Origin of the sequence: Alienimonas sp. DA493 (assembly GCF_043951915.1) — a bacterium.
Classification (GTDB): domain Bacteria; phylum Planctomycetota; class Planctomycetia; order Planctomycetales; family Planctomycetaceae; genus Alienimonas.
Window position 1 is genome coordinate 1 of record NZ_JBINJD010000041.1, and the last position, 17,210, is coordinate 17,210.

Annotated in this window: 11 protein-coding genes; 3 read left to right on the forward strand and 8 right to left on the reverse strand. The window is 72.4% G+C overall.

Going from position 1 to position 17,210, the window contains the following annotated elements; all coding sequences use genetic code 11:
* The 3 genes from purL to ACG2DA_RS08530 form a co-directional block, all read left to right on the forward strand.
* Positions 1–2,911: phosphoribosylformylglycinamidine synthase subunit PurL (gene purL / locus ACG2DA_RS08520; protein WP_395255144.1), on the forward strand; the 2,911-nt coding region annotated here is incomplete at its 5' end.
* 4 nt (positions 2,912–2,915) lie between these two features.
* Entirely contained in the window at positions 2,916–3,887 is a 972-nt protein-coding gene (locus ACG2DA_RS08525; protein WP_395255145.1) for a 2-hydroxyacid dehydrogenase, read from the forward strand.
* A 45-nt stretch (positions 3,888–3,932) separates the two neighbouring features.
* On the forward strand, positions 3,933–4,736 hold the full coding sequence (locus ACG2DA_RS08530; RefSeq protein ID WP_395255146.1) for an inositol monophosphatase family protein: 804 nt from the start codon (positions 3,933–3,935) through the stop codon (positions 4,734–4,736).
* Positions 4,737–4,894: 158 nt separating this feature from the next.
* Here the strand turns inward: ACG2DA_RS08530 and ACG2DA_RS08535 are convergent, their stop codons facing one another.
* From ACG2DA_RS08535 to ACG2DA_RS08570, 8 genes are all read right to left on the reverse strand, one after another.
* On the reverse strand, positions 4,895–5,731 hold the full coding sequence (locus tag ACG2DA_RS08535) for an undecaprenyl-diphosphate phosphatase (protein ID WP_395255147.1): 837 nt from the start codon (positions 5,729–5,731) through the stop codon (positions 4,895–4,897).
* 84 nt (positions 5,732–5,815) lie between these two features.
* Complete coding sequence (locus tag ACG2DA_RS08540) at positions 5,816–7,762, reverse strand: trypsin-like peptidase domain-containing protein (RefSeq protein WP_395255148.1); 1,947 nt, start codon at positions 7,760–7,762, stop codon at positions 5,816–5,818.
* Positions 7,759–8,817, reverse strand: coding sequence for a S1C family serine protease (locus ACG2DA_RS08545; protein WP_395255149.1), 1,059 nt, complete (start codon positions 8,815–8,817; stop codon positions 7,759–7,761). The genes ACG2DA_RS08540 and ACG2DA_RS08545 overlap by 4 nt, the downstream gene beginning before the upstream one ends.
* Positions 8,814–10,520, reverse strand: coding sequence for a S1C family serine protease (locus ACG2DA_RS08550; protein ID WP_395255150.1), 1,707 nt, complete (start codon positions 10,518–10,520; stop codon positions 8,814–8,816). The genes ACG2DA_RS08545 and ACG2DA_RS08550 overlap by 4 nt, the downstream gene beginning before the upstream one ends.
* On the reverse strand, positions 10,517–11,725 hold the full coding sequence (locus ACG2DA_RS08555; protein ID WP_395255151.1) for an NPCBM/NEW2 domain-containing protein: 1,209 nt from the start codon (positions 11,723–11,725) through the stop codon (positions 10,517–10,519). Before ACG2DA_RS08555 ends, ACG2DA_RS08550 begins: the two co-directional genes overlap by 4 nt.
* Positions 11,725–12,792: a hypothetical protein gene (locus tag ACG2DA_RS08560; RefSeq protein ID WP_395255152.1), complete on the reverse strand. Its 1,068-nt coding sequence runs from the start codon at positions 12,790–12,792 to the stop codon at positions 11,725–11,727. Before ACG2DA_RS08560 ends, ACG2DA_RS08555 begins: the two co-directional genes overlap by 1 nt.
* A gap of 43 nt (positions 12,793–12,835) precedes the next feature.
* Positions 12,836–14,704 (reverse strand): hypothetical protein, encoded by a 1,869-nt coding sequence (locus ACG2DA_RS08565; RefSeq protein ID WP_395255153.1) that lies wholly within the window; start codon positions 14,702–14,704, stop codon positions 12,836–12,838.
* Entirely contained in the window at positions 14,701–17,199 is a 2,499-nt protein-coding gene (locus ACG2DA_RS08570; RefSeq protein WP_395255154.1) for a hypothetical protein, read from the reverse strand. The genes ACG2DA_RS08565 and ACG2DA_RS08570 overlap by 4 nt, the downstream gene beginning before the upstream one ends.
* Positions 17,200–17,210 lie beyond the last annotated feature (11 nt).

Below are 17,210 nucleotides of genomic sequence, written 5' to 3' on the forward strand. Positions count from 1 at the left end.
CCGCGACGCGGAAGCCGAACGGGCGGCCGAACTCGCCCGCGGTCTGGGCCTGCCGATCGCCCCCACGGCGTCGGCCCGATCGTTCCTCATCGAGGGCGAGCTGACCCAGGAACAGGTCGAACGGGACGCGGTCCCGCTGCTCTGCGATCCGGTGGTGGAGGTCGCGGAGGTGACCCGCTGTCACGCCGAGGCCCGGTCGGGCCTCGGCGTGACGGACAAGGAAAAGGGAGAGGTGCTGAACGTCCTCTTCCTGCCCGGCGTGACGGACAACGTGGCCCGCAGCGCCAAGGGGGCGCTGGAGCGGCTGGGTCTGCCGGCGACGAACGTCGCCAGCGTCCGCAAGTACTGGGTGCCGACCGAGGGAACCAACGGCGACGGCGCCGCGGCCCTCGACCGCCTCTGCCGGCGGGTGCTGGCGAACGACAGTATCGAACACGTCGTCCGCGGCCCGCTGCAGCTCGACACGCTCGCCTTGGGCAAGCCGTACGAGTTCCAACGCGTCACCGTCCCGCTGCGGACGATGGACGACGCCGCCCTCATGAAATTGTCCCGCGAGGGCCAACTCAGCCTGTCGCTGGCGGAGATGCGGACCGTCCGCGACCACTTCGCCGCCCTCGACCGCGACCCGACCGACTGCGAACTGGAGAGCGTCGCCCAGACCTGGAGCGAACACTGCTCCCACAAAACGCTCGCCGGGCCGATCCGGTACGCGGGACCGGAGGGGGAGATCGAGTTCCGCAACATGCTGAAGGAAACGATCTTCGCCGCGACCGTGGCGATCCGTGAGCAACTGGGCGAGGACGACTGGTGCCGCAGCGTGTTCGCCGACAACGCCGGCGTGGTGCACTTCGAGGGCGAGGGCGACGCTGAGCAGTGCGTCTGCATCAAGGTGGAGACGCACAACCACCCCAGCGCGATCGAACCCTACGGCGGGGCGAACACCGGGCTGGGCGGCGTCATCCGCGATCCGCTGGGCACCGGGCTGGGGGCGAAGCCGCTGTGCAGCACGGACGTCTTCTGCTTCGCCTCCCCGGAGACCCCCGCGGAGACCCTCCCCCCCGGCGTGCTGCACCCGGCGACGGTGATGGCCGGGGTCGTCGCCGGCGTGCGGGACTACGGCAACCGCATGGGCATCCCCACGGTCAACGGGGCCGTCTGCTTCGACGACCGCTACCTCGGCAACCCGCTGGTGTTCTGCGGCAACGTCGCCCTCATCCCCGCCGACAAGGTGGAGAAGAAGGTCTCGCCGGGCGACCGCATCGTCGCCCTCGGCGGGGCGACCGGCCGCGACGGCATCCACGGCGCGACCTTCTCCTCCGTCGACCTGCACGAGGAAAGCGAATCCGTCAGCGGCGGCGCCGTGCAGATCGGCGACGCCGTCACCGAGAAGATGGTCGCCGACGTGCTGCTGGCGGCCCGCGACCGTGGGCTCTACTCCGCCGTGACCGACTGCGGCGCCGGCGGGTTTTCCTCGGCGGTCGGCGAGATGGGCGAAGAGACGGGGGCGGAGGTCCACCTCGACCGGGCCCCGCTGAAGTACCCCGGCCTGTCGCCGATGGAGATCTGGATCAGCGAGGCCCAGGAACGCATGGTCTTCGCCGTGCCGCCGCAGCACTGGCCGGCGTTCAAGGAGTTGGCCGACAGCGAGGGCGTGGGCGTCGCCGATCTGGGCGAGTTCACCGACACCGGCCGGCTCGTGCTGAAATACGAGGGACACACCGTCGCCGACGTGGCGATGGAGTTCCTCCACGACGGCCGCCCGCACGTGGTGCGGGAGGCGACCTACGCCCCGGCCGCCGTCGAACCGCTGACGCTGCCGGACAAGGGCGACTGGACGGAGGAGCTGCTGGCGATCCTCGCCGCCCCCAACGTCGCCAGCAAAGAGTTCATCGTCCGCCAGTACGATCAGGAAGTGCAGGCCCACAGCGTGGTCAAACCGCTGGTGGGCGAGGCGGAGGACGGCCCCGGCGACGCCGCGGTGATCCGCCCCCTGCCCGGCTCGTCGCGGGGGCTGGCCGTCGGTTGCGGGATCAACCCGCGGCTGGGCGATCTCGACGCCGGCCGCATGGCGGCCTCGGCGCTGGACGAGGCGGTCCGCAACGTGGTCGCCGTCGGCGCCGACCCGGCCCGCATCGCGGTGCTGGACAACTTCTGTTGGGGGAACACGGAACGACCGGAAACGCTCGGTTCGCTGGTCCGCTCGGCGCTGGCCCTGAAGGACTACGCCGTCGCCCTCGGCACGCCGTTCGTCAGCGGCAAGGACAGCCTCTACAACGAGTTCGCCTACACCGACGCGGACGGCAATCGCCAGACCGTCGCGATCCCGCCGACGCTGCTGGTCACCGCGATGGGTCAGGTCCCGGACAGCAACCGGGCCGTCACGATGGACCTGAAAACGGCCGGAAACTCGCTGTACCTCGTGGGGGAGACGAAGGACGAACTGGGCGGGTCGCACCTCGGGCTGGTCCTTTCGCAGACCGGCGGGACCCCGCCGACGGTGGACGCGGACGCGGCCCCCGCCGTCTTCGCCGCGGTGCACGCGGCGATCGCCGACGGCTGCGTGCGGGCCTGCCACGACCTCAGCGAAGGCGGCCTCGCCGTCGCCGCCGCGGAGATGGCGTTCGCCGGCGGGCTCGGGGCGGAGCTGTCCGTCGCCGATCTCACCAGCGGCGACGCAGGCCTCTCCGCCGCCGCCGCCCTGTTCAGCGAATCGAACACCCGCTTCCTCGTCGAGGTTCCCGCCGACCGAGCCGCCGACTTCAAGCGGCATCTCACGGGCGTGCCGCACGTCAAGCTGGGCGCCGTGACCGGCGGCGACCGGCTCGTGCTCCGCGGGGCCGACGGGCCGCTGGTCGACGCGGCGCTGGTCGACCTCAAAGCCGCCTGGCAATCTACTTTTGCAGGGTTCTAAAGCGATGTCCGACAAACCCCGCGTCTTCGTCTCCCGCGTGATCCCCGACGCCGGCCTGGACCGGCTGCGGGAGCATTGCGACGTGGAGGTCTGGCCCAAGCCGACGCCTCCCCGCCGCGACACCCTGCTGGACAAGGTCCGCGGCTGCCACGGGCTGGTGACGATGCTCTCCGACAAGATTGACGAGAACGTCCTCCACACGGCCGGCGACGGGCTGAAAGTCGTGGCGAACTACGCCGTCGGCTACAACAACATCGACGTCGCCGCCTGCAGGAAGCACGGCGTGGCGGTGGGCAACACCCCGGACGTGCTGACCGACGCCACCGCGGACGTCGCCGCCTTGCTGATGCTCGCGGCGGCCCGCTGCTTCACCCCGGCGGCGGCCAGCGTCCGCGACGGCGGGTGGAAGACCTGGGCGCCGATGGATCACCTCGGCGTGGAGCTGGTCGGCAAGACGGTCGGCGTGGTCGGTCTCGGCCGGATCGGCCGGGCGTTCGCCGAGCGGTGCCGCGGCGGGTGGGGGATGAACGTCCTCTACACCGCAAACTCCCCCAAGCCGGACGCCGACCGCGACCTCGGCGCCCGCCGGGTCGAGTTGGACGAACTGCTCGCCGAAAGCGACTTCGTCTCCCTGCACTGCCCGCTGACGGAGGAGACGAAGCGCCTGATCGACGCCCCCGCCCTGGCCAAGATGAAGCCGACGGCCGTGCTGGTGAACACCGCCCGCGGGGAGGTGATCGATCAGGACGCCCTGCACGCGGCGCTGAAGGAGAACGTGATCTTCTCCGCCGGCCTCGACGTCACCACCCCGGAGCCGCTGCCGACCGATTCGCCCCTGCTGGACCTGCCGAACTGCGTGGTGCTGCCGCACATCGGCAGCGCCACCCGGCACGCCCGCGGCGGAATGGCGATCATGGCCGCGGAGAACGTCCTCGCCGGTCTCGCCGGGCGCCCGCTGCCCCACCCCGTCGGCTGACGCCGCGTTCCCGCCCCCTCGTCGTTCCCCTTCGCTCCGCCGTCTATGACCGCCCTCACCCGTATCGCCCGCACCGCCGCCGTCGCCGCCCACGCGGCCGGGGAGGTGTTGCAGGGCTACCGCGGCCGGTTCGAGGTGGAGGAGAAAGGCCCGCAGGACCTCGTCACCGACGCCGATCACGCCGCCCAGGACGCCGTGGTGAAAGCGATCGCGGACGCCTTCCCCAGCCACGACCTCTACGGCGAGGAGGGGCTGCGGGAGGAACGCGGCGGCGAGTACCGCTGGACGATCGACCCGCTGGACGGCACCGGCAACTACGTGCACGGCTTTCCGTTCTACGCCGTCTCGATCGGGGTGGAGCGGCTCACGGACGACGGCCCCGTGCCGGCCGTCGGAGCGGTCTACGACCCCAGCCGGGAGGAGATGTTCCTCGCCGCGCTCCCGGAGGGCGAAGAGAGCGAAGCGACGCTCAACGGCCGCCCGATGCGAACCTCCGGCTGCACGGACCTGCCGCGGGCGTTCCTGATGAGCAGCATCCCGCGCAACTGCCCCGCCGACGCCCCGGAGGTCCGCCGGTTCACGCACATGCTGAACCGCTGCGAGACCGTGCAGCGCAGCGGCTCGGCGGCGCTGAACCTCGCCTACGTCGCCTGCGGCCGGGTGGACGGGTACTGGAGCACGAGCCTCAAGCCGTGGGATCAGGCCGCCGGCGCCGTGCTGGTGGAGGCCGCCGGCGGGGCGATGCGGACGGTCGACGGCGGCCGCTTCCGGATCTCCGAGGCGGACCTGCTCGCCTGCGCCACCGCGGCCCTCGCCGACGCCACCGTGCCCGAACTGGCGGCGATCTAGCGGCCCGGCGGCTAGAGCGCTCTTCAGCGAGGCGTCGCGGAGCTGACCAGCCCGGAGCGCAAGCTCCAGCCGTGCGTGTTTCGGACTGCGGCTGCGCCGACGGCCGATGCTTGCGCATCGGGCTGGTATCGGCGCGCTACGCTCTCCTTAAACCTGCTCTAAACCGCCTGCCAGACGATCGTCGCGACGCCCACCGCCGCGCAGTAGGCCGCGAACCAGTGCAGGCGGTCGTTCGAGACGGCCTTCCGCAGCAGGGAGATCGCCGCCACGCCCACCGCGAAGGCCGTCGCGGCCCCCGCCGCCAGCGGTCCGACCGGCAGGGCGCCGCCGCTCACGCCGGCCTCCCACACCGTCTTCGCCTCCAGCAGCCCCGCCCCGGCGATCGCCGGCACGCCGATCATCAGGCTGAACCGCACCGCCTCCTCGCGGCCGAGCCCGCTCATCAGGCCCCCGGCGATCGTGCTCCCGCTGCGGGAAATCCCCGGCAACAGGGCGAGCGTCTGGAAGGCGCCCACGATCGCCGCCACCGACAGCGGGACGTCGCCGGCGGACGCTTCACGCTCCTCGCCGGGGGCGGGCTCCGCCCGACGCCCGGCCAGAAACTGCCCTGCCAACAACAGGGCCGCGGTCGCCAGCAGGTACACCCCCACGACCGCCGGCCGGGAGAACGTCTCCTCGACCCGATCCTTTAACGGTGTGAATGCGACCGCGACTAACGGCGCCGTCGCTGCGGCGACGCTCGCCAGATAGCGCAGATCGGTCGCCGTCGCCCACAGGGTGCGGCGGTAGGACCAGAGGATGGACCCCAACGTGCCCAAGTGCAGCACGACGACCAGCAGACGATTGCCCTCCGAGTCGATCTTCCGGCCGGTGGCTTCGTCGATCACCGCTTGCGCGATCGCGAGGTGACCGCTGGAGGAAATCGGCAGGAACTCCGCAACCCCCTGCAACGCCCCGAGGGAGACGGCTTCGAGGTACTGCGGGAGCGACGACACGGCGGAGCTTCAGCGTGGGAGGATCGGGCGTAGCCTACGCTCCGCCCCGGGCGTTCACCGGCGAGTTCCCCGTGAAGAACGCAATCAAATCCGATCGAGCGCCGCCACCCACCGCAGGGTCGCCTCGATCGCCTCTTCGGGCAGGGCCTCCGGCGTCGTCTCCTCCTCCACAGCGGCGTCGAGCGTCGCGAACGGGTAACCGCCCTCCCGCAGCGCCGTGCGGGCCTGCTCCGGCAATTCGCCGAGCAACAGGGGGATCAGGGCGTCGTCCGGTTCGTTCGCCGGGAGTTGGGCGGGCGCGGCGTCCGTGACGGCGCCGCGGAAGACGCCCTCGGTGGTGAGGGCGATCCTCCAAACGGTCTCCCCCTGCCCCCCCGTGCCCAGGAGGGCGGTCCGCACCGGCTCGACGGCGTAGCGGTCGCGCATTTGCTCCACCGCCGCTTTGACGAACGGGAGATCGCCCGGCTGGAACCCGACGGGCGTCTCCGGCCGGGGAACCATCAGGATGACGCCGTGCCGCTCCGCGACGGGGCCGAAGCGATCGAAGAACGCGTCCGCCGTCAGAGCCCCCTTCGGCGGCAGGGCGACGAGCAGCGCGAACCCGCGCCGACCCGCCCGCTTCGGAACCCGCAGCGTGCCGCCGCGGTCGTCGAACCCGGGCACCTCCAGCTCAAGCCGCCCGCTCTGATCGGCCGGCAGCGGGTCCGCGGCGGGGTCGATCGTCTCCGGCAGCTCCGCCGGCGGGGCGGCGGGCGGCTCGCCCAAGCTGATCTGAACCCCGTCGCCCCCGGCCCGTTCGAGAGCGATCTCCGTCCCCGGCGCCCGGCGGGAGACGATCCGCCGCAGGTCGTCGGCGGTCTCGACCGGCTCGCCGGCGGCGGCGGTCACGACGTCGCCGACCTCCAGCAGGCCGTCCGCCGCGGAGTCCGGGAAGACGTGGGCGATCTCCACGCCGGGGGTCCCCGGGCCGTCCGGGGCGTCCGCGTCGGCCGGCGGATCGGCAGGGAGCACGCCGAGGTCGCTGGGCCGCCAGGGGGGCAGTTCCGCGACGAGCGTCGCCCTCAATTCCACCTCCGCGCCGTCGCGCTCGACGACCAGCGTCGTCTCGTCCCCTGCGTACAGCGGGCCGAGGGCGAGTTGGGCCTCGTCCGGCCGGGAGACCGGCCGTCCCGCGACCGTCACCAGCCGATCGCCCGGCTGCAGGCCGGCCTCCTCCGCCGGGGAGAGCGGGCGAACGGTGTCGATCACCGGTTCGGCGTCCATCCTGGCGCTTTTGAACGTCACCCCCAGCTTGCCCGGCCGCAGCGTCTCCCCCTCGGCGAGCCGGTCGAGCACGGGGAGCACGTCCTCCAACGGCACCGCGAAGCCGATGCCGCTGTCGTACCACTCCACCCCGCCGGTCCCGCCTTCGGCGGACAGCGGGGCGAGCACGCCGATCGTGCGACCGGCGAGATCGACCAGCGGCCCGCCGTAGTTCGCGGGGCTGATCTTCGCGTCCGTCTGCACCGCACGGCCGAGGATGCGGTTCTTGGCGCTGACGACGCCCACGGAGACGTTCACCGCCTCCGCCGAGAAAGTCCGCCCGACGGCGATCGCCCAGTCGCCCACGCGGAGGGCGTCGATCTCCGCGGGCGTCGCCGGCGCCACGCCGGCGTCCTCCGGCAACTCGACCCGCAGCAGGGTGAGCTGCCGGGCCTCGTCGTCGCCCAGCCGCTCCGCCGCGACGCGTTCGCCGTTCGGCAGCCGGACCAGGATGGAGGTCGGATTGCCGGCGAGGTTCTCGGTGCTGGTGAGGATCAGGCCGTCCGCCCGCACGACGGTGCCGGTGGAGGGGCCGCTGGCGAGCAATCGCCCGTCGGCGGTGTCCACGCCGCCGAGCGTTTCGACCCGGACCACGCTCGGGCCCACCGCCGCGGCGACGGCCTGAAACGCGGCCTCTTCCTTGGCGACGAGGGCCTCGGGGTCGCCGGTCTGCCCCGCGCAGGCCAGGGCGGCGAACAGCGGGACGGCCAGCAGCGGGAACGGGATCATCGGCGGCGGGGGCGGGAGAGTTTGGCGGGCGGTTCGCGAAGGTCCTCCGCCACCGGCACGGCGATCCTCAGGGGGATCAGTTCGCCGTCGCGGCGGACCACGACGTCGACCGGCTCCCCGGGCTCGACCGCCGCCAGGCGGGCCCGCAGTTGGCGGATCGAGGGGACCAAATCGCCGCCCAGCAGCACGATCAGATCGTCCGGCCGCAGCCCGGCGGCGTCGGCGGGGGAGCCTTCTTCCACCAGTTCGACGTACGCCGGGGTCCGCCGAACGACGTCCGCGACCAGCAGCGCCCCCAGGTCCGCCGGCTGCGGGCCGCCGGAGAGCACGGGCGGGGCGGCGTCCGCAGCGACGAACTCGCCCTCGACCATGGCGGCGAGCGTCGGCCCGACCTCCGCGGCCGGCAGGGCGTAGTTCACGTACACGTTCGTCGCGTCGTTCTTCAATTCCCGCCCTAAAATGCCGACGAGCAGCCCCCGGCGGTCGACGACCGGCCCGCCGGCGGAGCCGGGGTTGTTCGTGGGGGCGTCGAGAATCAGCACCGGCCCCGCGATGCCCGCGGCGTTGCGGCCGCGGCGGGCGTCCAGTTCCGCCACGGCGCTGACGACCGCCCGCTGCACCGCGACCGGCTCGTCGCCGCCGGCGACCTTGTAGGAGTTCGAAAACGCCAGCACGCGGGCGCCGGGCTCGGCGGGGGCGAACTCCGCCGGATCGAAGTACGGCAGATCGAGGTCGTCCCGCCCCGGCTCCAGCACCGCGAGCCCGCCGACCGGATCGGCGGCGAGCAGCTTGCAGTTCAGCCGGCGGCCGTCGTCCAAGACGACGAGGATGTTCGGGTCGGCGTCCAACACGTGGTTCCACGCCGTCGCCACGTGCCCGCGGGGCGAGATCAGAAACCCGGTGCCGTAGGCCGGCAGCCCCCGCAGCCCGCCGGCCCCGAAAATCTTGACCACCTTCGGCAGCGTCTCCGCCGTGACGGAGCGGGCGGACGCCGGGACGCCCTCCGAGAGTTCGCCCTGGGCGACGACGCAGGCCAATAGCGCGGCGAGAATCATTCGGCGTCTCCCGAGTCGGCGACGGTCGCGGCGGCGACCTCGAAGGTGCGATACGGCACGCCGCCGGCGGAAACCCGTATCCGCGTCGGCACGGGCAGCGGGCCGGTCAGTCGGTCCTCGTCGAACCGCACCTCGACGGCGGCCCCGCGGTTCTCCTGCCAGGCGTCGAAGCCCCGCAGAACTCCTTTTCCGTCGGCGCCGACGGCGACGTAGAAGTGCGTCGTCACCCCGCGATTTTCCGCGGAGAGCACGTCGACCGTCGGGCCGTCCCAGTCCAGCGGCTCCGTGCCGACGTAGTGCAGGTCGGCGAAGGCCTCGGTCCGCCCGCTCCGCAGGAGTTGCCACTGACGCAGCGCGAACAGCAGCCCGTTCGTGCCGGGCGGTTCGTCCACCACGTCGGCGTCCGGAGCGAGCGTTTGCAGAAAGCGGTTCGCCCCCAGCTTCAGTCCGACGCCGCCGTCGGCGAGGGTGAACTCCGCCGCCACGCCGTCGGCGTCCGTCCCGGTGAGGCGCCAGGCGCCGGCGGGGAGGTCGTCGCCGAGAGAGGACAGCACGCGGTCCCGCTCGACGTCGTTGAAGTGGGCGTTGGCGTAGCCGGGCCGCTTTTCCAGCAGCGGCGCCACGACGTCGTTCGGCGGCGGGCCGGGCTTGGGGGCGACGGTTTGCAGCAGATCGGTTCGCCGGTTCAGGCCGCGGGTGCGGACGAGGAAGTCCAGCGTTTCGGCGCCGCGGCGGACGGTCAGCGGCAGCGGCCAGCCGGCCGGGTAGACGCCGAGCACGTTCTTGAACTGGTTCACGCTGCGGATCGGCCGGCCGGCGAAGGCGACCAATTCGTCCCCCTCCTGAATCCCGCGGACTTGGGCGGCGGAGCCGTCCAAGACGCGGTCGAACAGCACGTCGCCGTTGAAGTCCGTGCGGACGGTCGCGTTCAGCGTGCCGTGGTCCAGCGCCCGGCCGCTGCGGAGGTGGCCGAGGAAGTACTTCACCTGATTGGCGCTGATCGCGTAGGCGGCCCCGCTGTTCACCCGGCCCCGCTTGATGCTGATTCGCCCGTTGATGCCGATCAGCTTGCCGGCCTGGGGCCCGTCGGCGGCGAACAGCGGCCCGCCGGAGTTGCCGGGGTTCACGCTGGCGTCGATTTGCAGGCAGTCGGTGTATTCGAGGAAGGTCCCGGCCGGCTCCTGGTAGCGGTGGGTGCCGCTGACGAGCCCGTAGGTGACGGTCGGGGCGAAGTCGGATTTCGCCAACAGGAACGGGTTGCCCATCGCCAGGCACCAGTCGCCGGGGCGGACGAGATCGCTGTCGCCGAACTCCGCGACCGGGAAGTCGTCCCGGCCCAGCAGCTTGATGAGGGCCACGTCGCCGACCGGGTCGGTGCCGACGATGACGGCGTCGTACACGCGGCCGTCATTGAGGCCGCACTTCATCGCGTCGCCGCAGCCGTCGGTGACGTGGAAGTTGGTCACCGCGTAGCCGTCGGCGGAGATCAGCACGCCCGAGCCGCCCCCGCCGCCGTCCGGGCCGAAAATCGCCACGACCGTGGGTGCGACCTGCTCGACCACCGCGACGCGGGCCGCCTGAGCCTCCAGCACGGCCGGGTCGACCTCCAGCGGGGCGTCCGCGGCGGGCAGAGGGGAGACGAACCCGCACGCCAACGCGGCGAGGGCGAGCCCGCCGCGGACTGTGAACCACTGCGTCGTCATTGCGTGAGCCGCGCGTTCCCGAGGGCGAGGTGATCGCCGGCGAAGGGGTCGTCGCCGACGCCGACGGTGATCGTCAGAACCCGGACGCCGGTGAGGTCCACGTCGAGTTCCAACGGGTCATCCGTATGCGTCAGGCGACGGGCGAACAACTCCCGGCCGTCGCCGGCGATCGTCAGCTCCACCTCGCCGACGCCGAGGGTCCGCCGGGCGTCGTCGATGCCGGCGACGGCCCGCAGCCGGCCGACGTCCTTCGGCAACCGCCACTCCAGCGTCGCCGGGGCGTGCAAGGTGAGACCGCGGTCGAAGGTGCGGCCGTCGATTTGGATCGGCTGCCCCTCCAAATTGCGGTTCCGGCCGACCGGCCACGGTTCGTCCGCCCAGCCGGCGGTGGTCTGCAAATCGTTTCGCGTCGGCAGGTCCGCCAGCGGCGTGACGGAGCCGGCGGCGAAGTCGATCGACGCCACGCCCGCCAGCGGAACCGCCAGCTCCGCCCCGCCCGCCAGCGTGACCGTCAACGCGTCCGCCTCTGCAAGCGTGAGCCCCGCGGCCCGCAGCGCCCCGCCGACGTGCGGCCGTACGATCGCGACCGGCTTCGCGTCCACGGCGGCCCGGCCGAACACGATGCCGACGAAGTTGGCCCGGCCCCGCGGCAGCGGCACCTCGGAACCGTTCAGCAGGAACGGCACCGTCTCCTCCCCCACCCCGCCGACGCTGCCCTCGAGCTTGTCCAGCCGTTCGCCGCGGCGGACCACCACAAGGTCGCCCTCCGGATTCGAGGTCGCCAGCTCCTCCCAGCGTTCTGCGTCGGCGCCGGCGAGGGGGCGAAAGCGGAGGGCCCGCACGACGTTGCCCGGCAGCGAGACGGTCCCCAGCCCCGGCACGTCAGCCCGCAGCCGCCCGTCGGCGATCGCGACCGTCGAGACCGGCAACGAACTGCCGTCGACCAGCCGCACCGCCAACTCCGGCGTCGAGGGGGCGTTTTCCGACGGGGAGAACCGCAGCTCGGCGAGATCGCCGAACGACAGCACACGTTCCCCGTCCTCCGTGGACAGCCGCACGCGGTCGTCCGCCAGTCCGACCAGAGCGCCGGCGACGACCGGGCCGTCGAGCAGCGTCGCCTCGGCCTGCCTCCCGGCCGCCGGGGCGGGCGTGGGGGCGAGCGCCGCGGCGAGCAGCAGCGGGGCGAGGGGCGAAAACGGCCTCATCAATTCTCCTCGGCGGATTTACGAAAGTACTCTTCGACGACGCGGCGGTAGTGGCCGGGATAGTCGCGGTCCAGCAGCGAGCGGGCGCGGGCCTGCTCCTTCTCCGGCAGTTCGCCCCAGCCGCCGGGCCCGTCGGCCGGCTTCATGTCCGCCTCGCCGGCGGTCTCGCTGCCCTTCAGCACCGAGTCGCTGCCGGGGTTGGCGGACTGGTTGGCCGGGGACGGGGCGTCGCCGCCGCCCTCTCCGCCGCCGCCGCCCGCCTGGGCCTGCAGTTTTTCAATAATCGCGTCCAGCCGGGCGATGATCTCGTCCTCCCGCTTGCGGACCTTTGGGCCGGAGTCGCCGAGGTCCAGCCGGCGTTCCACGTCCCGCATCATCCCGGCGACCTCGCGGAGCGATTCCGGCTCGGTCTCGTTCAGTTCCCCGCGCATCAGCCCGGCGAGGGCCGCCATCGGCTCCGGCACCCGGGCGGTGCGGTCCAGCAGCGAGTCGATCGTGGCGAGGGCCTCGTCGCGCATCAGCAGTTGGTGTTCGCTCACCGCCCGGTAGTACAGGGCGGTGGCCGGGTCGACCAGCCCTGCCGGATCGAGCCCCTCCAGCTCCCCGAGGGCCTCGTCGTACATCCCCAGCCGGGCCAGCGTGCGGCCGACCAGCAACCGCAGGTGATCCCGGGCGAAGGGGTCGGAGGAATCGACGGCAAAGTCGACGTCCGGCCGTTCCTCCGGCGGCGGGCCGAGCGGGTCGAGGGTGGAAAGCAGGTCGTCGATCGCCGGGTCCGCCGCCCGCAGGGTGACGGCGAGCAGGTCCAGCCGCTCGGCGGGGGGCGTTTCGTCGGTCAGTTCGTCCCAGGCGGAAAGCAGTTCTTCCCGATTCGGCAGCGGTTCGCCGCGGACCTCCGCCCGGCGATCGAGGTACGCCGTCACGGCCGCCCGCACCTCCGCCATCGGCGGCGGCGCGTAGCTGACCTGCGAGGTCTGGGGCTCGGCGACCGCCTCCGACGCAGGGGCGACCTCCGGCGGGGCGGCCTGTGCGGCGGCGAGGACCAGCAGCAGTTCGGCGATCGGCACGGCGGGTTCCGAGACGGGGCGGGAAACGGGGAAGAAACGGGCGTCAGTTCGTCTTGCCGACGGCGAGGTCGTACGTCGCCGATTCGATCCGCGACTGACGGTCCGACAGCTCCCGCAGGCGGGCGAGGACGTCCACGTCCGCCGCCTCTCCGGGGGCGGGAACCTCCAGACCCAGCAGGCGGGTCCGCCGGTTCACGCCCTTCTGGAGCGTCCGGAGCATTTTCAGCTCGGAAATCTTGTCGACCAGCGCCTGTTCGCCCGGCTGCATCGGCTGCCCCTGCTGGCTCTGGCCGTCCTGTTTTTGCTGCTGGAGCTTTTCCAACTCCTGCTGGAGGGCGTCGATCAGCTCCTCAAGGGATTCGATCACGTCCCGTTCCACCTGTTGGGTGAGTTCGTCGAACCGCGGCGGCTCCTCGCTCAGCAGTTTGGCGACGAAGTCGACGTCGGCGGCGATCTGTTCCAGCGCCTCCGGGAAGGCCACGCTGGAGCCGTCCTCGCGAAGCAGTTGCAGGGCCTTGGCGCCCTCCAGGCCGATCTCCCGCTCCCGCCGGGCGAGATCCCGGGCTCGCGCCCGCTCCCGGTCCGTGACCTCGCCCACGGCGGCGAGGGAGACGGTGTCCGTCAACACGGCCTGCTGCATTGTGAGCATTTTCTGAAAGCGCACCTCCAACGCCCGCAGGACGAGTTCGGCCTCCTCCTCCCGCAGTTGGCGAAGGATTTCCTCCAGCTTCTCCTTCGCCTCGGCGAGGTTCTTGACGGCCTCCGCCTGTTTCTCCAGGGCGCCCTCCCGCTCCGCCTGTTCGAGCTCCTTGAGGGCGTCCTCCATCGCCTTTTTGGCGGCTTCCAACTCCTCCCGGCCGGGCGTTTCGTCCTGCGGCTCCTGCGGCGGACTGTCGGAGGGCGATTGCGATTCACCGCTCTCCCCCGGCTCCCCGGGCTGCCCCGGCGGTCCGGGCTCGCTCGGCTGCCCCGGCTGGCTTTCGGAGGGCGACGGCTCCCCGGACTCCGACGGCTCCCCGCTCGGCGTACCCTCCGAGGGCTCGCCGGGCTGCAATTCGCCCGGCTCCTGCGGTTCAGCGTCGCCGGGGGGCTGTTCGCTCTCCTCAGACTCCTTCTCACCGGGTTCGCCCTCGCCCGGTTCGCGGTCCGAGGGATCGCCTTCGGAGGGCTCGCCGGATTGAGCGTCGCCCTCCATGCCCTCGCCGGATTCGCCGTCGGCGCCCGGCTCCCGCGGTTCACCGGGGGCGCCCTCGGAGGGATCGCCGCTGTCGCCCGGCTCAGCCCCGTTCGGCTCGCCGGCGGCTTTCTCGGCGTCGGCCCCCTTCACGTCCTCCAGCACGTCGTCCGTGCGTTCCAGCACGTCCCGCTGCCGGCCGGCGACGCGGCGGGCGGCGTCGCCGCGGCGGTTGGCGGCCTCGGCGGCTTTCTGTTCGCTCGACAGGCGGTTGACGTCCTTCAACAGGGCGGCGAGACGTTCCTGCTCGGAGTCGATCTCCTTGCGGCGGTCCTCGCTGCGCAGCAGGGCGAGGACGTTTCGCATGCCGTCGACGAGTTCGGCCTGCCGGTCGATCGCGTCGCCGAAGTTCGGCGTCAGCCCAGCGGCGGCGTCGCTGCGGAGCAGGTCGGACACCTCCTTCATGCGGACCTCGATCCGCTCCTCCCGGGCTTTCTGCAACGCCCGCACCAGCAATTCGGAGCGTTCCGGCTCCGTTTTGCGCAGGTAGCGGGCCATCTTCAGCAACGTGTCTTCCAGTCGGGCGAACTGTGCGGCCACCGCCCGCTGTTCTTCCTCCAGGGACAGCGGGCGTTCCTCGTCCGCCGCCGCCGTGGGCAGCGCTGCCGCCCCGCACGCCAGCGCGAGCAACACCCCGAGCCGCGTCAGCGGGCGGGGGAACGGGGGGGCGAAGGTCATTCGAACAGTCCGTCGATGAGGTCGGTCTTCTGTTCCTGACGGGTGCGATCGAGCAGATCGCCCTGTCGGTCCACGAGTTGTTGAAAGTCCCGTACCAATTCGTGGTACTCGGCGAGCTCCTCCATCTCCCGGAGGACCGCGGCCATCGCCGCGGCGAGTCGATCGACGGACTGGGCCGCGGCCCGGGCGGCGGCGGCCCGCTCCGCTGGCGACGCTCCGCTCTCCGCGGCGACGCGGAGGGCGCCGGCGGCCCGATCGGCCTCCGGAAAATGCCGGTCGGCAATCTCTGAGAGCGGTTGGAGGATCAGCTCTTCCAGCCGGGAGACGGAGTTCGACGTCTGCACGCCGTTATTGAGCAGTTCGGCGAGGATCTCGCGGAAACCGCTCTGCACGGCGTCGGCCTGCCCGGCGTTCTGCCCCAACTCCGAGGCAGCCAGACCGGCGGTGCGGCGGACGTCCGCCTCGGAGGTTTGCTCGGAGATCAGGGCGAGGTCGTCGCCGACGGCGTTCACTTCCTCCAGGCTACGTTCAAAGATCCGGCGGAGATTCACCTCCCGATCGAACAGCTGGGCGAGCAGTTCCTCGGGGGTGACGATCCGGAAGCTGCGCTCCGGGCCGCGGCCCACGCCGGGGCCGGTCAGATCGTTCGCGTCCTCGGCGACCACGACCAGGGTCAGCATCTGCCCGACCTTCGGATCGAGACCGGCGACCTCGAAGCGTTCCGCATCCGGGTCGGCGCTGCGGGCGGGGTCGCGGTCGCCGACGTCGAATCGCTCCGGCAGATTGCGCGGCCGGACGCGGAATCGCCGCTCCCGCCACTGCGGCTCCGCGGAAGTCTCGGCCACGGCGGCGCCCTCCCCGGCGTCCGTCTCCCCGTCGTCCGTCTCTTCATCGGCGCTGCCGCCTGCGGGGGCGGTCGCAACGGCTTCGTCGCCGGAGAGTTTGTAGAGGAAGCGGGCCGCGGCGACGCCGTAGTCGTCTTCGATCAGGCCCACGAAGGGCACGGAGGCGGTGCGGGTCAGCACGTCGGAAACGCCGACCGGCTCCGCCCGCACCTTCGGCGGGTCGTCCGTCTGCCCGGCGAGCACCAATCGCACTGGGGATTGGCTGCGGATGCCGTCCGCGTCCTCCAGCTCCACCGCGACGCGGGCACCGGGACGCACGCCCACCGTCCCGTCGGCGGGCGGGAACGGGTCCGCAGGCGTTTCGCCTTCGGCCGACGGAGTGGGCTCCGGGGGGAGCATCGTCAGCGGCACGTGGACCGCGGTCTCGCCCGCGGAGGATTGCAGCGTCGTCGGCACGGCTTCGCCGTCGATCGTCACCCGGGCGGCGGCGAGCGGCTTGTTCGCTTCGAGGATCAGGTTGAACTCCGTGCCGACCGGCACGGTCGCCTTCGCCCCGCGGACCGGGCTGACCTCCGGCTCCCGATCGCCGTCCGCCGTGCGGGCGTTCTGCCGCATGTAGTCGGGGTACTTGGCCGCGAGGGCCACCCGCCGCGGGCGGGGCGGGTCGACCGCCTCGATCACGTAGGGCGTGCGGGTGACGAAGTCGCCGCCGGTCAGCCAGACGGTCATGCCGTCGCGGACCTCGTCCAGCGCGAAGCGGAACTGTCCCGGGCCGTTCGGGAGGGCGAAGCTGCGGCCGGTGGCACCGCCGGCGGTTTCGCGGGTGACGGTGACCTGCTCCGGGGGCGTCCAGGGGCCGCCGCCGGGCCGTTCGCCGTCCGCGACGCCGATCAGCAGCACGAGGTCCGCTCCCCGCGGGTGGCGGTGCGGCTCGCCGGGGGTCAGCAGCTTGCGCTCCTCCCCCGGCGGCAACACCGCGGCGACGGAGAGGTTCGTGGTGCGAACCCGGTAGATCTCGGCGAGTTGTACGTAGGCGTCGGACAGCCGGCGGACCGCGTCCGACTGCCAGAGACCGAAGGCGACGGTGCCGGCGAGCAACACGGCGGCGAGGGCCAGATCGCGGCGGAGCGGGGCCGGGTCGAACAGTTCACCGGTCGGCAGGGCCTGCACGCGTTCAGCGGCGTCGCGGGCGGCCCGGTCGGCGAGAGCGCCGGTGAACGGCGATTCCTGCCGGGCGACCCCCGGGTTTTCCGCCCGCTCCACCGCGAGCACCAGCCGGCCTCGGAGGTCCGGGAAGCGGCGTTCCACCGCCAGGGCGAGGTCTCGCGGGGCCGCGGAGACGACCAGCCGCCCCACCAGCCAGATCGCCGCCACGCTGAACAGCAGCAGGACGGCGGCGGCGTCGAAGCCGATCCGCAGCCAGGTCGGCAGTTCCAGCCGGGTTGCGTAGAACCAGGCGTCGTCTAGCCAGAGGGCGGCCCAGAACACGCCGACGGCCGTCAGCGCGACCAGGGCGAGGCCGCGGAGCAACACGTAGGTCCGCAGGCGGGTCCGCACCGCGGAGAGCAGGCGCCCCAGCTCCGGCCGCAGGGCGGGCGAGGCCGGTCCGCCGGCGCCGGGGGTCTCCGCGAGGGCGGGCGGCGAGGGCATCGACGTCTCGT

Excerpts from the sequence above, each read along its gene's own strand:
- ACG2DA_RS08550 (WP_395255150.1), bottom strand. The coding sequence starts at position 10,520 with ATGACGACGCAGTGGTTCACAGTCCGCGGCGGGCTCGCCCTCGCCGCG.
- ACG2DA_RS08570 (WP_395255154.1), bottom strand. The coding sequence starts at position 17,199 with ATGCCCTCGCCGCCCGCCCTCGCGGAGACCCCCGGCGCCGGCGGACCG.
- ACG2DA_RS08540 (WP_395255148.1), bottom strand. The coding sequence starts at position 7,762 with ATGATCCCGTTCCCGCTGCTGGCCGTCCCGCTGTTCGCCGCCCTGGCC.
- ACG2DA_RS08525 (WP_395255145.1), top strand. The coding sequence starts at position 2,916 with ATGTCCGACAAACCCCGCGTCTTCGTCTCCCGCGTGATCCCCGACGCC.
- ACG2DA_RS08565 (WP_395255153.1), bottom strand. The coding sequence starts at position 14,704 with ATGACCTTCGCCCCCCCGTTCCCCCGCCCGCTGACGCGGCTCGGGGTG.
- ACG2DA_RS08555 (WP_395255151.1), bottom strand. The coding sequence starts at position 11,725 with ATGAGGCCGTTTTCGCCCCTCGCCCCGCTGCTGCTCGCCGCGGCGCTC.
- ACG2DA_RS08545 (WP_395255149.1), bottom strand. The coding sequence starts at position 8,817 with ATGATTCTCGCCGCGCTATTGGCCTGCGTCGTCGCCCAGGGCGAACTC.
- ACG2DA_RS08530 (WP_395255146.1), top strand. The coding sequence starts at position 3,933 with ATGACCGCCCTCACCCGTATCGCCCGCACCGCCGCCGTCGCCGCCCAC.